The organism is Streptomyces sp. OfavH-34-F (assembly GCF_022347745.1).
In the GTDB taxonomy this organism is placed as follows: Bacteria; Actinomycetota; Actinomycetes; order Streptomycetales; family Streptomycetaceae; genus Streptomyces.
The window spans coordinates 1-15,455 of the sequence record NZ_JAKRGC010000145.1; the positions used below are offsets into that span (position 1 = coordinate 1).

Here is a 15,455-nt window from a genome sequence, read left to right on the forward strand (position 1 = left end):
CGACGTGCCCGCGGCGATCACCATCGACATCGACCCGGAGCCCGAGCCCGCGGCGGCCCCGGCCGCCCCCGCCGCTCCGGCCGCCCCGGCGGGGAAGCCCGCGCTGTCCCTCGCCAAGGTCAAGGCGCGGGCGCCCGAGCTGGCCGGACCGTACAAGGCGGCGCAGGCCGGACTGAAGGCGCACGGGCTGACCGGGCTGCGGGCCACCGTCTACCTGGTCCTGGACCGCTCCGGCTCCATGCGGCCCTTCTACAAGGACGGCAGCGCCCAGCACCTCGGCGACCGCACCCTCGCGCTCGCCGCGCACCTCGACGAGAACGCCACCGTGCAGGTCGTGTTCTTCTCGACGGAGATCGACGGCACCGGCACGGTCGGCCTCGACGGCCACGAGGGCCGGGTCGACGAGCTGAACGCGGGTCTCGGCCGGCTCGGCCGGACCAACTACCACCGCGCGGTCGAGGAGGTCGTCGCGCACTACAAGGCGTCCGGCTCGACCGGCCCCGCCCTGGTCGTGTTCCAGACGGACGGCCCGCCTGACGCCCGTCAGGCCGCCCGCCAGGCGCTGGACGAGGCGGCCGGGCTGCCGCTGTTCTTCCAGTTCGTCGCGTTCGGCGAGAAGGACGCCAAGGGCTTCGACTTCCTGCGCAAGCTGGACGCCCCGAACACCGGCTTCTTCCACGCCGGCCCCGCCCCCCGCGAGGTCGCGGACACCGTGTTCTACCGCGAACTGCTCGCGGCACTCCCCGCCTGGATCGCCGGGCGCGGCACGGCCGACGGTTCCTGACCGGCCGGCAGACGTACGGTCACGGCGAGCCCGCCCTCCGGGCCCGGCACCGCCGTGACCGTACCGTCGTGGGCCATCGCGATCGACCGCACGATCGACAGGCCGAGGCCCGAACCCGGCCCCATCCGGTCCCGGCCCTCGCCCCGGCGGAACGGCTCGAAGAGGCCGGGGATGTCCGCCGCCTCCACCACGGGCCCCGTGTTGCGGACCTCCAGGAGCACCCCGCCGCCGACCGGGACCGCCGACACCGACACGCTCCCGTCCGGCACGTTGTACGTCACCGCGTTGGCCAGCAGGTTCGCCACCAGCTGGGCCAGCAACTGCCGGTTGCCGCGCACCGGGCAGGGCCGGGTGTCCAGCCGCACCCCCGGATGGGGGGCCGCTTCCTCGGCCACCACCCGCGCCAGATCCACCGGCTCCCGCTCACCCTTGTCGAGCCCTCGCTCGCTGCGCGCCAGGACGAGCAGCCCGTCGATGAGCCGTTCACTGCGCCGGTTGTTGTCCAGGAGCGTCTGCCGGGTGCGGACGAGATCCTCCGGCGTCGGGTCCTCCAGGCCGATCTGGATCGCCGCGCGCTGGGTGGCCAGCGGGGTGCGCAGTTCGTGGGAGGCGTTGGCGATGAACCGCCGCTGGCTGTCGAACGCCTTCTCCAGCCGGGCCAGCAGCGCGTCCAGCGTGTCGCCCAGCTCCTTCAGCTCGTCGTCGGGCCCGGTGGAGGCGATCCGCTCGTGGAGGGTGTGCGCGGAGAGCTTGCGCGCCTTGGCGGTCATGGCGTGCACGGGCCGCAGCACCCGGCCGGCCGTCCACCAGCCGACGCCCACCGCGCAGCCCGTCATCACGAGCAGGGCCGCCGCCGACCAGATGAGCAGTTGGTGGCCGGCCGCGTCGCTGACGTGGTCGGTGAGGTCGTAGACGGTCGGCGGACCGAGCCGGTGGCGGCTGACGAGCGGGCCGTTCACGGCGTAACCGGGCTGGACCACGGCGGCGGTCTCGGCGATGGCCCGGGCCTGCGAGTCGGTGCCGGCCCGGGAGGCCAGGTTGACGGTGGCGAGCAGGGCCGTGCCCAGGATGAGGAAGACCCCGCCGTAGACGAGGGCGATGCGGGTCCGGATCGTGGAGTGCGCCAGCCTGGCCGGCCGCTTCACAGCGCGTACCCCACGCCCTGGACGGTGCGGATCACGGCCGGCTCGCCGAGCTTCTCGCACAGCGTGCCCACGCAGTCCACGACCACCCCGGAATAGGGCATCTCCCTGGTCGGACGGAGCGGAGCGCCCGGCGAGGGGGCGGCGTTGGCGTCCCAGGCCCGCTCCAGCAGCTCCTCGACGCCGACCGTCCCGCCGTCCGCCTCCAGGAGCAGCTGGAGCACGGTGAACTCCTTGGGCGACAGGTCCAGTTCCCGCCCGTCCCGGCTCGCCGACCGCCGCACGGTGTCGAGCCGGATGCCGTACCGCTCCAGCTGCGGCGGCACGGGCCGGGCGGTGCGCCGCCGCAGGGCCCGGACGCGCGAGACCAGTTCGGGGAACTCGAACGGCTTGCTGAGATAGTCGTCGGCGCCCAGGTCGAGCCCGGCGACCCGGTCCTCCGTGGAAGCGGCGGCCGTGAGCATCAGAATCCTGGTCCGGGAACCGGAGGCGACCAGCTCACGGGCCACGTCGTCGCCGTGCACCCGGGGCAGGTCGCGGTCGAGAACGACCACGTCGTAGTCGTGCAGCCCGAGGTACGCCTGGGCGGCGTCGCCGCTGTAGACGGTGTCGACGGCGAAGCCGGCCCGCCGCAGCCCGGTGGCGACCAGCTCCGCGAGGATTTCCTCGTCCTCGGCGACCAGTACCCGCATCGTGATGTCCCCTGCCCTCGTGGCACGCGTGTCAGCTCCCTCCCAGGATGCCTGCTCGGTGCGGCAGGGGCGGAGTTCGCGCACCCCGGATTCCGGGCGCGGCCGGAGCAGCTCAGCGGCTCAGCGACTCCGCGTCCCCCATCACGACGACGGGTGCCAGAGCCGGGTCCAGCGCGCCGAGGAGCTGCCGCATCCGCTCCTCGGTGACCGATACGCAGCCCTGGGTCGGGCCCCCGTGGTCCACATGAATCCAGATGCCCCCGCCGCGCTCCGGGCCGAGGGGACGGGTGGGGTCGAGCGGGGAGGTGCCCGGGACGCGGTTGTAGTCGATGGCGACGACGTAGTCGAAGGAGCCCTCCAGCGGTTCGCCGTGGAAGCCGTCGCCCGTCACGGCGAAGGCAGGGCTCAGGTCGTACGGAAGCGCCGTCGGCGGGGGTGCGAGGCGGCCCCCGGCGGCGGTGAGGGTGAAGACGCCCACCGGGGAGCGCAGATCGCCCTCCAGGTGCTCGTCGGTCCAGCCGTTCAGGGCGTTGTGCGCCGGCCAGGGCCCCAGCGAGGGCCGCCAGCCCGGACCCGTGGGGCCGTCGCGGGTGTAGAGCACGGCGGTCGAACGGTTGGAGTCCGGGGAGTCCCCGGTCACGACGAACGCCTGCCGCGCACCGGCCGGGATCGCCGCCCGGGTCCGGGGCCCCAGGCCGGGGATCTCCGTGGGCTGCGGCGAGGCCGCGAGGGCTCCGGGCGGCCCCGGTACGCCGCTGGCCGGCACCCTATCCGGGGCAGCACCGTCCGTCCCCGTGCCGGCGGGGCCGGCCACCCCGCAGCCGGCGACCAGCGCCAGCAGGACCAGTGAGCAGACGGCGTGCGGCAGTCGCAGGGGTGCGCGCGAAGGGGGCACGGGCACGGCGGGCTCCTCAGCGGGTCGGTGCTCCGGTGTCGGCCCACCCAGTCATTGCCGCCCGCGAAGCCGCCCAATCCGGGGAGCGGTCCATCCGGACGTAGCTGTTCAGGTGATTCATGTGCTTAATCGGAACCGATCGCGGCCCGTCACACGAACAGCCCCCGACCGCTGGCGGGCCGGGGGCTGTTTCACGTGAAACAGCGTCCGGAGAAACGTGGTGCCGTTCCTCCGGGTGTGCTGCTACTTCTGGGCGTCCTTCGCGGGCGCGGCCGGCTTGCGGAGCTGGATGTTCAGTTCGCGCAGCCGGGTCTCCTCCAGAACGGTGGGCGCGCCCATCATCAGGTCCTGGGCGTTGCCGTTCAGCGGGAAGGCGATGGTCTCGCGGATGTTCGGCTCGTCGGCCAGCAGCATCACGATGCGGTCGACACCCGGCGCGATGCCGCCGTGCGGCGGGGCGCCGAGGCGGAACGCCCTGAGCATGCCCGCGAACTCGCGCTCCACCGTCTCGCGGTCGTAGCCCGCGATCTCGAACGCCTTGATCATCAGCTCGGGCTCGTGGTTCCGGATGGCGCCGGAGGACAGCTCGATGCCGTTGCAGACGATGTCGTACTGCCAGGCGAGGATGTCCAGCGGGTCCTTCTCCTCCAGGTCCTTGAGACCGCCCTGGGGCATCGAGAAGGGGTTGTGCGAGAAGTCGATCCGGCCGGTCTCCTCGTCCTTCTCGTACATCGGGAAGTCCACGACCCAGCAGAACCGGAAGACGCCCTCCTCGAAGTGGCCGGCGCGCTTGGCGGCCTCGACGCGGACGGCGGACATGATCTTGGAGACCTCGTCGAACTCGCCGGCGCCGAAGAAAACGGCGTGGCCGGGGACCAGCGACAGCCGCTCGGTGAGCGTCTTGACGTCGGTCTCGGTGAGGAACTTGGCGATCGGACCGGCCAGCGTGCCGTCCTCGCCGACGCGGACCCAGGCCAGGCCCTTGGCGCCGTGCTCCACGGCGTACTCGCCGAGGCCGTCGAAGAACTTGCGGGACTGGCCCGCCGTGTCCGGCACCGGAAGGGCACGGACGTGCTTGCCGGCGAACGCCTTGAACTCCGAGTCCGCGAAGACGTCGGAGATGTCGACCAGCTCCAGCTTGGCACGCAGGTCGGGCTTGTCGTTGCCGTACTTGAGCATCGACTCGCGGAACGGGATGCGCGGGAACGGCGAGGTGACGTGGCGGCCGTTGCCGAACTCCTCGAACAGCTCGGTCATGAGCTTCTCGATCGGCTGGAAGACGTCCTCCTGCTCGACGAAGGACATCTCGACGTCGAGCTGGTAGAACTCGCCGGGCGACCGGTCGGCGCGGGCGTCCTCGTCGCGGAAGCAGGGCGCGATCTGGAAGTAGCGGTCGAAGCCCGAGATCATCAGCAGCTGCTTGAACTGCTGCGGGGCCTGCGGCAGCGCGTAGAACTTGCCAGGGTTCAGCCGGGACGGGACGACGAAGTCGCGGGCGCCCTCGGGCGAAGTCGCGGTGAGGATCGGCGTCGCCATCTCGTTGAAGCCGAGGGCCACCATCTTGGAGCGGATCGAGGCGATCACGGCGGAGCGCAGCATGATGTTGCGGTGCATGCGCTCGCGGCGCAGGTCCAGGAAGCGGTACTCCAGGCGCCGCTCCTCGTTCACGCCGTCCTCGGCGTTGATCGTGAAGGGCAGCGGGCCGGCCTCGCCCAGCACCTCGACCTCGGAGACCTCGATCTCGATCTCGCCGGTCGGCAGCTCGGGGTTGACGTTCTCCTCGCCGCGCGCGGAGACCTTGCCGTCGATGCGGACGACGGTCTCCTTGGTCAGCTTCGCCAGCGCCTCGTTGCCCGGGGTGCCGGGCCGGGCGACGAGCTGGACCAGGCCGTAGTGGTCGCGGAGATCGATGAAGAGGATGCCGCCCAGGTCTCGGCGATTGTGCAGCCAGCCGCTCAGCCGGACGTCGGTGCCGACGTCAGAGGCGCGGAGCTCGCCGCAGGTGTGGGACCTGTACCGATGCATCGTCGTTCATCCAGTCTTCGCGGTTGGGGAGAATTCAGCCCTCCCAGGCTACCGCCCGCGACCGCGGCGTTTCATTGTCATTGTCCGGGTCAAGATCGTCCCCGGGGCCGCACCGCTGCCCTTGACCCCCATGCCGGTTTAAAGTGGGGCAATGCGCACCGAGGATGTGCTGGCCGCAACCGGGACCGGGCTGTGGTGCTGGGACAACGCAGCGGGGACGGTCACGCTCGACGCGGCGGCCGCCCGTCTGCTGGAGCTGCCCCCGGAGCCCGGTGTCTTCCGCGAGTCCGAGGTCCGCGCCCGCTTCCATCCGGTCGACTGGAACGAGATCTCCGGGGTGATCGGCCTCGCCGTGGCGGAAGGCACCCTCGCCGAGGCCCAACTGCGGATCGTGGACGGCAGCGGCCGGGTCCTGCGGACCGTGCGCAGCCGCTCCAAGCCGGTCCCGAGCGGCGCGGCGGCGCAGAGCGGCAAGACCTACTACGTCTTCATCGGCACCCTCCAGGAGGTCGCCGAGCCCTCGCCCGGCACCGAGGGGGCGCACACCGCGATCACCGGCGACTGGCGGCGCTCCCGCGAGGCGTTCCTGCTGGACGCGGGGCGGGCCCTGGCCGAGGCGGGGTCCACCACGGAGGTGCTGCGGGTCGTCTACTCGCTCTCCATGCCCGGCTTCTCCCCGGACGGCCTGGCGGTCTTCGGCGTCGAGGGCGAGCGGCTGACCATCGTCGGCCAGCACGGGCACAGCCTGGGTGACGAGAGCCCCTTCACGGACATGTCGCTGGACACGGACTACCCGGCGGCCGAGGTCGTCCGGACCGGCCGGGCGATCTATCTGCCCACCCCGGACGACTACCGCGAGCGCTACCCCGCCACCTGGCCGCTCGCCCGGCGGTTCGGCCGCCGTTCCTGGGCCTTTCTGCCGCTGATCGTGTCCGGGCGCACGATGGGCACCTGGATGGCCGGGTTCCGGCACCCGGTGTCGTTCACGCCGGACGAGCGGTCGGTGCTGACGACCGTGGCCCGGATGCTCGCCCAGGCGCTGGCCAGGGCGGGCGCCGCCGACACCGAGCGGGAGCTGTCGCTGGGCCTCCAGCGCACGATGATGCCCTCGCTCGGCCCCGACATCCCGGGCATGACCGTGGCGGCGCGCTATGTGCCGACCGGCGGCGGCCTCCAGATCGGCGGCGACTGGTACGACCTGATCCCGTTGCCCAACGGCCGCATCGCCCTCGTCATCGGCGACGTCCAGGGGCACGACGTACGGGCGGCCGGGCTGATGGGCCAGCTCCGGATCGCGCTGCGCGCGTACGCCTCCGAGGGGCACCGTCCCGACGCGGTGCTGGCCCGCGCCTCGCGCTTCCTGTCCGGGCTCACCACCCCCGGCGACGACGACGAAGCTTCGGCCGCCCGGTTCGCGACCTGCCTGTACGCGGAGGCCGACCCGGAGACCGGCGCGCTGGAGATCGCCCGGGCCGGCCACCCGGACCCCGTGGTGATGACGGCGGACGGCACCGCCGTGATCCGGCAGACCGAGGGCGGGCTGCCGCTGGGCGTGGAGGCGGACGCGGACTACCCGACGACCCGGGTCGTGCTGGAGGCCGGGGAGACGATCATGCTGTGCACGGACGGGCTGATCGAGACCGGCGGCCACGACCTCGCGACCGGCTGGGTCCGGCTGCGGCCGATCCTGGAGCGGCACACCGGCGACCTGGAGAAACTGGCGGACGCGCTGGTGCAGGCCGTGCACGGGCCGGGTTCGCACTACACGACGGGCCCGCTCGCCGACCGGCGCGAGGACGACGTGGCGGTCCTGCTGCTGCGCCGGGACGCGACCCTCACGCCGCCGTCCGTGTCCCGGCGGACCGCGCTCACCATCGCCCAGGCGGAACCGGAGCGGATCTCGGCGGCCCGCCGGCTCCTGCGGGAGCTGCTGCACGACTGGGCGGACCCCGATCAGGTGGACGCGGCGGTGCTGCTGCTCTCCGAGGTGGCCACGAATGTGCTGGTCCACACGGACGGGGACGCGCTGATGGTCGCCCAGGCGACCGGGACGCCCGGCGAGCGGTGCCTGCGGGTGGACGTGGCCGACGGCAGCGACGAGCTGCCGCACAAGCGCCGGCCGGGCGAGCTGGCGTCCAGCGGCCGGGGCCTGGTCCTGATGGAGATGCTGGCGCACAAGTGGGGCGTCGATCCGCAGGGCGCGGGCAAGTCGATCTGGTTCGAGCTGAACGAGGGCGAGCAGTCGGAGCCGGCCGTCCCGGACCTGGACGCCTTCGAGGAGCCGGACGGCGTCTAGGGCGTGTCCCCGTCCTGCGGCGCGGCGCCGGCCCTGCGGAGTTCGCCGATGATGCCGAAGGCCGCCGCGCACAGCGGGACCGCGAGCAGCATGCCGAGGATGCCCGCCACGCTCGCGCCCGCCGTCAGCGCGATGAGGATCATCGCGGGGTGCATCTGGACCGTACGGCTCTGAATCATCGGCTGGAGGATGTGACCCTCCAGCACCTGCACGGCGAGGACGACGCCGAGCGCCCAGAGCGCGATCACGAAACCCCGGTCCGCGAGGGCCACCAGCACGGCGACCGCCCCGGAGATGAACGCGCCGAGGTACGGGATGTAGGCGCCGACGAGCACCAGCGCACCGAGCCCCACCGCGCCGGGCACCCGCAGGATCAGCAGCCCGATCGTGATGCAGACGGCGTCGATCAGGGCGATGAGCGTCGTCCCGCGCATGAAGCCCTCGACGGCCTCGAAGGCCCGCCGCCCCATCGCCTCGACCATGTCACCCGTGCCGCGCGGGGCGACGGAGTGGGCGAGGCGGGCGGCCCGGTCGGAGTCGCGCAGGAAGAAGAAGGTCAGCAGCAGCGCGAGGACGCTGGTGGCGATGAGCGAGCCGATGAGGCTGATCCCGGTGAGCAGGCCGCCCGCCGCGCTCGCGCCGAACTTCCCGACGAGCTTCCGGCCGTTGGCCTCCAGATCGTTGACGTCCATGCCGTCGGCGACGTCGAAGTGGTCGACGACCCACTGCCCGGCCTCCTTGAGCGACGCCACGATCTGGTCGCCGGTATCGATGAGCGCGGAGACCACGATGTATCCGGCGCCGCCGACCACGGCGAGCAGGAGCGCGCAGGTGACCCCGGCGGCCGCCGAGCGGTTGACGCCGTGGGCGGTCATCCGGCGGTGGACGGGACCGAGCAGCGCCGTACCGAGCAGGGCGAGCAGCACCGGGGTGACGGCGGTCTTGAAGATGACGCACAGCCAGACGGCGACGGCGGCGACGCCGGTGACCAGCAGGACGACGCCGCACCAGGCGGCGGTCCGCCGGGCGCCGTCCGGCAGGAGGGGCTTGGGGGTCTGCACCCTGCCAGCCGATCACGCCCCGGCAGCGCTGTCCCGCCCGCGCCGCCGTCCGGGTGACGGGGTGTCACACCGCGAAACCGGAGCGAATCAAACCGGAGCGGACGGAGCCGGGCCCGGGCCGCGCGGTGGCGGCTCGGGCCCGGTCGCGGGTCACATGCCGTGGACGGCGGGCACGGTGCCGAGGCGGCCGGCCTGGAAGTCCTCGAAGGCCTGCTTCAGTTCGGCCTGGCTGTTCATCACGAACGGCCCGTAGTGCGCCATCGGCTCGCGGATGGGACGGCCGCCGAGGAGGACGACCTCCAGGTCCGGGGTGTGTCCGTCCTGCTTCTCGTCCGCGCGCACGGTCAGCGAGGAGCCGGTGCCGAAGACGGCGGTCTGCCCCATGTGGACCGGCCGGCGCTCCGCGCCGACGGAGCCGCGCCCGGCGAGCACGTACGCGAGGCCGTTGAAGTCCTCGCGCCAGGGCAGCGTCACCTCGGCACCGGGGCGGACGGTGGCGTGGATCATCGTGATGGGGGTGTGCGTGATGCCGGGGCCCTCGTGGCCGTCCAGCTCACCGGCGATGACCCGGAGCAGCGCGCCGCCGTCCGGGGAGGCGAGGAGCTGGACCTGGCCGCCGCGGATGTCCTGGTAGCGCGGGGCCATCATCTTGTCGGCCTTCGGCAGGTTCACCCACAGCTGGAGGCCGTGGAAGAGGCCGCCCGACATGACGAGGGACTCCGGCGGCGCCTCGATGTGGAGCAGCCCGCTGCCCGCGGTCATCCACTGGGTGTCGCCGTTCTGGATGGTGCCGCCGCCCCCGTTGGAGTCGCGGTGCACGAAGGTCCCGTCGATCAGGTACGTGACGGTCTCGAAGCCGCGGTGCGGGTGCCAGGGGGTCCCCTTCGGCTCGCCGGCCGCGTACTCCACCTCACCCATCTGGTCCATCATGATGAACGGGTCGAGGTACTTGTAGTTGATCCCCGCGAAGGCGCGGCGGACCGGGAAGCCCTCGCCCTCGAAGCCGCTCGGCGCCGTGGTCACGGCGAGCACGGGACGGGCCGCGGCGTCGCCGGAAGCGGCCACCTTGGGCAGGGTCAGCGGGTTCTCGACGGTCACTGCGGGCATGGAAGCCACCTCCGGGGGAGTGTTCTGCGGCCAATTTAGTTGAATGGTGAACATCCCGCAAGGGGTCACCCATTCCCGCGCCGCTCCCGGACCCCCCAAACGGGCCCTCCCAAGGGCCCGGACAGCCGGAAGGGGTCCGTACCGGCAGTGGTACGGACCCCTACGAAAGGTCTTCGGGAGGCTGCCGCCCCGCGGCGGTCAGCCGTACATGCGACGCATCGCGAAATCGACCATCTGTTCGACGGCCTTGGCGTCGAACACGATCCGGTGCTCGCCCTCCATGTCCAGGACGAAGCCGTAGCCGGTGGGCAGCAGGTCGATCACCTCGGCGCCGGTGATCACGAAGTACTTGGACTCCTTGCCCGCGTACAGCCGCAGCTCCTTGAGCGTGGTGAACATCGGGATCACGGGCTGCTGGGTGTTGTGCAGCGCCAGGAACCCGGGGTTGTCGCCGCGCGGGCAGTAGACCTTCGACGTGGCGAAGATCTGCTGGAAGTCCTCGGCGGACAGCGAGCCGGTCGTGAAGGCCCGTACCGCGTCGCCCAGCGAGGGCGGCGAGGGCTCCGGGTACAGCGGCTGCTCGCCGTAGCCGCCCCCCATCGGCTGCTGCATAGGCTGCTGCGCACCCTGGTTCTGGTCGTAGCCGTACATGGGACAAAGAGTAATCGGCCACATGTAGGGCTTGAGGGGTTGCGCCTTATTACTGACGGGTAGCATCATCGTAGAGGTCAGCTGATACGTCCGGGCCACCCCTCCACGGGGCGCTGCGCGCCACTGCTATTGATTACGGAGCCTTCCCATGGGGCACTACAAGTCGAATCTCCGCGACATCGAGTTCAACCTGTTCGAGGTGCTCGGGCGGGACAAGCTGTACGGCACCGGACCGTTCGCGGAGATGGACGTCGACACGGCGAAGAGCATCCTCGAGGAGATCGCCCGTCTCGCCGAGAACGAGCTCGCCGACTCCTACGCCGACGCCGACCGCAACCCGCCGGTCTTCGACCCGGAGACCAACACCGCGCCGGTCCCCGACTCCTTCAAGAAGTCGTACCAGGCGTTCATGGACTCCGAGTACTGGCGTCTGGGCCTGCCCGAGGAGATCGGCGGCACCACCTCGCCCCGCTCCCTGATCTGGGGCTACGCGGAGCTGCTGCTCGGCGCCAACCCGGCCGTGTGGATGTACTCCTCCGGTCCCGCGTTCGCCGGCATCCTCTTCGAGGAGGGCAACGAGGCGCAGAAGAAGATCGCCGAGATCGCCGTCGAGAAGCAGTGGGGCTCCACGATGGTGCTGACCGAGCCGGACGCCGGCTCCGACGTCGGCGCGGGCCGCACGAAGGCCGTCGAGCAGGAGGACGGCTCCTGGCACATCGAGGGCGTGAAGCGCTTCATCACCTCGGGTGAGCACGACATGTCGGAGAACATCCTCCACTACGTGCTGGCCCGCCCCGAGGGCGCCGGACCGGGCACCAAGGGCCTCTCCCTCTTCCTGGTCCCGAAGTACCACTTCGACTGGACCACCGGCGAGCTGGGCGAGCGCAACGGCGTCTACGCGACGAACGTCGAGCACAAGATGGGTCTCAAGGCCTCCAACACCTGCGAGATGACGTTCGGCGACCGCCACCCGGCCAAGGGCTGGCTCGTCGGCGACAAGCACGACGGCATCCGCCAGATGTTCCGCATCATCGAGTTCGCCCGCATGATGGTCGGCACGAAGGCCATCGCCACGCTCTCCACGGGCTACCTCAACGCGCTGGAGTACGCCAAGGAGCGCGTCCAGGGCACGGACCTGTCCGAGTTCATGAACAAGACGGCGCCCAAGGTCACCATCACGCACCACCCCGACGTGCGCCGCTCGCTCATGACGCAGAAGGCGTACGCCGAGGGCATGCGCGCCCTCGTCCTCTACACCGCCTCCGTCCAGGACGCGATCCAGGAGAAGGAGGCCGCGGGCGAGGACGCCAAGGCGCTGCACGGCCTCAACGACCTGCTCCTGCCGATCGTCAAGGGCTACGGCTCCGAGAAGTCCTACGAGCAGCTGGCGCAGTCGCTCCAGACGTTCGGCGGCTCCGGGTACCTCCAGGAGTACCCGGTCGAGCAGTACATCCGCGACGCCAAGATCGACACCCTGTACGAGGGCACGACGGCGATCCAGGGCCAGGACTTCTTCTTCCGGAAGATCGTCCGCGACCAGGGCGTCTCGCTCAACGCGCTCTCCGAGGAGATCAAGAAGTTCCTCGCGGGTGCCCAGGACCACGAGGAGCTGTCCGGCGCGCTGGACAGCCTCGCCAAGGCCGCGGTGGACCTGGAGGCGATCGTCGGCACGATGATCACCGACCTCACCGCCACCGGCGAGGACGTCAAGAACATCTACAAGGTGGGCCTCAACACCACCCGCCTGCTGCTGGCCTCCGGCGATGTCGTCGTCGGCTACCTGCTGCTCAAGGGCGCCGCGGTGGCCGCCGAGAAGCTGCCCACGGCCTCCGCGAAGGACGTCCCCTTCTACCAGGGCAAGATCGCCGCCGCGAAGTTCTTCGCCGCGAACATCCTGCCCGGCGTTGGTGCCGAGCGCGCGCTCGCCGAGTCCGTCGACAACTCGCTGATGGAGCTCGACGAAGCCGCGTTCTGAGCCCCTTCCGCACACCTCACGGCCGCCGCCGCCCGGACCCCCGTCCGGGCGGCGGCGGCCGGATGATGCCCGGGGCCGGCCAGGGGCGACGGGGAATCCTTTCGGCCACGTCTGGCTACAGTGAAGAACATGAGTTCCTCCCCCCGCTTCGACCGCGGGCACACCGACGATCTGATGGCCTTCCTGATGGCCTCCCCCTCCCCGTACCACGCCGTGGCGACCGCCGCCGCGCGACTGGAGAAGGCCGGATTCCGGCAGGTGGAGGAGACCGCGGCCTGGGACGGAACCACGGGTGGCAAGTACGTTCTGCGCGGTGGCGCGATCGTCGCCTGGTACGTGCCGGAGGGCGCCGGGGCGCACACGCCGTTCCGGATCGTCGGCGCGCACACCGACTCGCCGAACCTCCGGGTCAAGCCACTGCCCGACACCGGAGCGTACGGCTGGCGCCAGATCGCCGTGGAGATCTACGGCGGCACCCTGCTCAACACCTGGCTGGATCGCGACCTCGGTCTCGCCGGCCGGATCTCGCTCCGAGGGGGCACGGACCGGCTGGTCTCCATCGACCGGCCGCTGCTGCGTGTCCCCCAGCTCGCCGTGCACCTGGACCGGTCGGTCAACAGCGACGGGCTCAAGCTGGACCGGCAGAAGCACATGCAGCCCATCTGGGGCCTCGGGGACGTCGAGGAGGGCGACCTCATCCGGTTCGTCGCCGATGAGGTCGGCGTCGACGCCGAGGACATCACCGGCTGGGACCTGATGCCGCACCCCGTCGAGCCGCCGTCCTACCTGGGCCGCGACCGCGAGCTGGTGGCCGGTCCGCGCATGGACAACCTGCTCTCGGTGCACGCGGCGACCGCGGCGCTCGCCGCGGTGGCGGGGGAGTCCGACGCCGACCTGCCGTACATCCCGGTGATGGCCGCCTTCGACCACGAGGAGAACGGCTCGCAGTCGGACACCGGCGCGGACGGCCCGCTGCTCGGCACGGTCCTGGAGCGGTCGGTCTTCGCCCGGGGCGGCGGTTACGAGGACCGCTCCCGCGCCTTCGCCGGCACGGTCTGCCTCTCGTCCGACACCGGCCACGCGGTCCACCCCAACTACGCGGAGCGCCACGACCCCACGCACCACCCGGTGCTCAACGGCGGGCCCATCCTCAAGGTCAACGTCAACATGCGGTACTCGACGGACGGCGCCGGCCGCTCCGTGTTCGCCGCGGCCTGCGAGAAGGCGGGCGTGCCGTGGCAGACGTTCGTCTCCAACAACGCGATGCCCTGCGGCACGACGATCGGCCCCATCACCGCCGCGCGCCACGGCATCAAGACCGTGGACATCGGCGTCGCCATCCTGTCCATGCACAGCGCCCGCGAACTCTGCGGTGCGGACGACCCGTACCTGCTGGCGAACGCCCTGGCGGCATTCCTGAAGGGCTGACGGAAGGCGGCGGATGCCGGGGGCCGGGCCGGGCTCCGGCCCGGCCCGCGCCACCCGCCAACCGGCGTCCCGCGCATGCTCGTTGCCGCGCAGGGTACGCGCTCCGTACACGGCCCGGAGGTGCCGGGCCGCCGAGGAGGCGGGACTCATGGGACTCGGAGGATGCATCATCCTCATCGGCGCGGGGGCGATCCTGGCCTTCGCGACCGACTGGCACATGGACAGCGTCAACGTCGATCTGGTCGGCTGGATCATGATGATCGTCGGCATCATCGGTGTGTGCGTCTACGCGAGCGTGATCCGACGCCGGCGCATGGTCGTACCGCCCACCACGACGGTGGTCTCCGACGACGAACGGCATCTGTGACCGGGTGCGATCCGGCCACACCCCCGGAACACCGCGACGGAATCCCCGATATTCTGGGTCCTTGCCCGTGACCCGGCACCGGGCGCGTCAGACCCGGAAGGGAAGCCGCTCGTGGAGTTCCGGCTGCTCGGCACCGTCTGCGTGGACACGCTGACCGGGCCGCTGCCACTCGGCCCCGCCAAGCGCCGCAGTCTGCTCGCGGCCCTGCTGCTGCACGCCAACACCCCCGTGTCGATGGGCCGGCTGACGGACTGCCTCTGGGACGACGAACCGCCGCTGCACGCGCGGACGGTGATCCAGGGCCACGTCTCCCGGCTGCGCGCCCTGCTGGTCGACGCGGATGCGGAGGCGTACGGGGTCGAGCTGGCGACGCTCGGCGACGCCTACATGCTCCGCGTGCCGGAGACACTGCTGGACTCCCAGCGGTTCGAGGAACTGCTGATGCTGGCCCGCGAGCAGCGGAGCCCCGCGGACACGGTGCTGATGCTGAAGGAGGCCCTGTCCCTGTGGCAGGGCCCCGCCCTCACCGGTACCTACGCCAGCGCCCCCTTGCAGGCGGCGGCCCACGCCCTGGAGGAGTCCCGGCTCTCGACGGTCGAGCAGCTGGCCCGGGCGTACGGGGAGCTGGGCGAGCACCACCGCGCGGCGGCGGTCCTGCGCGCGGAGTCGGTCGCCCACCCGATGCGCGAGTCCCTGGCGGCGGGCCTGATGACGGCCCTGTACCGCTCGGGGCGCCAGTCCGAGGCGCTGGACTGCTTCCACCGCACCCGCCGCCTGCTCGCCGACGAACTGGGCATCGATCCGGGCCGTGAACTGGCCGACGCGTATGCACGCGTCCTGCGGGGCGAAGGGGGCGCGGTACGCCCTGCGGAACCCGCCGATGCGGTGACCGGCGGCCCCGGCCCCTCCGCCGCAGACACCGAGCCGGCCCCCGGTGCGCCCGACGTCCCGGCCGACGGGCCCGGCGCGACCGCGTCGGGAAGCGGCGCCCCTGTACCCGGGGCCGCGCTCCAGGGAGGCGCCGGCGCGCCC

Annotated in this window: 13 protein-coding genes; 6 read left to right on the forward strand and 7 right to left on the reverse strand. The window is 71.8% G+C overall.

Translation table 11 applies throughout. The features are described from left to right. Positions 1-784, forward strand: a 784-nt coding sequence (locus MHW47_RS20670) for a VWA domain-containing protein (protein ID WP_239225265.1), incomplete at its 5' end; no start/stop codon positions are given. Here the strand turns inward: MHW47_RS20670 and MHW47_RS20675 are convergent. The 4 genes from MHW47_RS20675 to aspS all read right to left on the reverse strand — a co-directional run bounded on the left by MHW47_RS20675 (position 718) and on the right by aspS (position 5,538). Next, positions 718-1,929 (reverse strand): cell wall metabolism sensor histidine kinase WalK, encoded by a 1,212-nt coding sequence (locus tag MHW47_RS20675; protein ID WP_239225266.1) that lies wholly within the window; start codon positions 1,927-1,929, stop codon positions 718-720. The genes MHW47_RS20670 and MHW47_RS20675 overlap by 67 nt on opposite strands. Continuing rightward, complete coding sequence (locus tag MHW47_RS20680) at positions 1,926-2,618, reverse strand: response regulator transcription factor (protein WP_239225267.1); 693 nt, start codon at positions 2,616-2,618, stop codon at positions 1,926-1,928. The genes MHW47_RS20675 and MHW47_RS20680 overlap by 4 nt, the downstream gene beginning before the upstream one ends. Positions 2,619-2,730: 112 nt before the next feature. Beyond that, the gene (locus tag MHW47_RS20685; RefSeq protein ID WP_239225268.1) at positions 2,731-3,519 is read right to left on the reverse strand and encodes a L,D-transpeptidase family protein; all 789 of its coding nucleotides are present in this window, start codon (positions 3,517-3,519) and stop codon (positions 2,731-2,733) included. 237 nt (positions 3,520-3,756) lie between these two features. Beyond that, positions 3,757-5,538, reverse strand: coding sequence for an aspartate--tRNA ligase (aspS, locus tag MHW47_RS20690; RefSeq protein WP_239225269.1), 1,782 nt, complete (start codon positions 5,536-5,538; stop codon positions 3,757-3,759). 151 nt (positions 5,539-5,689) lie between these two features. Between aspS and MHW47_RS20695 the strand changes: the two genes are divergently transcribed. Further along, a complete protein-coding gene (locus MHW47_RS20695; RefSeq protein WP_239225270.1) occupies positions 5,690-7,834 on the forward strand; it encodes a SpoIIE family protein phosphatase in 2,145 nt (714 codons plus the stop codon). Here MHW47_RS20695 and MHW47_RS20700 read toward each other — a convergent pair. The 3 genes from MHW47_RS20700 to MHW47_RS20710 all read right to left on the reverse strand — a co-directional run bounded on the left by MHW47_RS20700 (position 7,831) and on the right by MHW47_RS20710 (position 10,653). Continuing rightward, entirely contained in the window at positions 7,831-8,895 is a 1,065-nt protein-coding gene (locus MHW47_RS20700) for an AI-2E family transporter (protein WP_239225271.1), read from the reverse strand. The two genes, MHW47_RS20695 and MHW47_RS20700, sit on opposite strands and share 4 nt — an antisense overlap. A 150-nt stretch (positions 8,896-9,045) precedes the next feature. Beyond that, a complete protein-coding gene (locus MHW47_RS20705; RefSeq protein WP_239225272.1) occupies positions 9,046-10,002 on the reverse strand; it encodes a pirin family protein in 957 nt (318 codons plus the stop codon). Between the two features lie 198 nt (positions 10,003-10,200). Further along, positions 10,201-10,653 (reverse strand): SseB family protein, encoded by a 453-nt coding sequence (locus MHW47_RS20710; protein ID WP_111329853.1) that lies wholly within the window; start codon positions 10,651-10,653, stop codon positions 10,201-10,203. A 148-nt stretch (positions 10,654-10,801) separates the two neighbouring features. Here MHW47_RS20710 and MHW47_RS20715 point away from each other — a divergent pair, with 148 nt between their 5' ends. From MHW47_RS20715 to MHW47_RS20730, 4 genes are all read left to right on the forward strand, one after another. Next, complete coding sequence (locus tag MHW47_RS20715; RefSeq protein WP_239225273.1) at positions 10,802-12,628, forward strand: acyl-CoA dehydrogenase; 1,827 nt, start codon at positions 10,802-10,804, stop codon at positions 12,626-12,628. Positions 12,629-12,757: 129 nt separating this feature from the next. After that, entirely contained in the window at positions 12,758-14,056 is a 1,299-nt protein-coding gene (locus tag MHW47_RS20720) for a M18 family aminopeptidase (protein WP_239225274.1), read from the forward strand. Positions 14,057-14,204: 148 nt separating this feature from the next. Then, positions 14,205-14,423 carry a DUF6458 family protein gene (locus MHW47_RS20725; protein ID WP_239225275.1) on the forward strand — a complete coding sequence of 73 codons (219 nt, stop codon included), beginning with the start codon at positions 14,205-14,207 and terminating at the stop codon, positions 14,421-14,423. 111 nt (positions 14,424-14,534) lie between these two features. Next, a partial coding sequence (locus MHW47_RS20730) for an AfsR/SARP family transcriptional regulator (protein ID WP_239225276.1) occupies positions 14,535-15,455 on the forward strand: 921 nt, incomplete at its 3' end.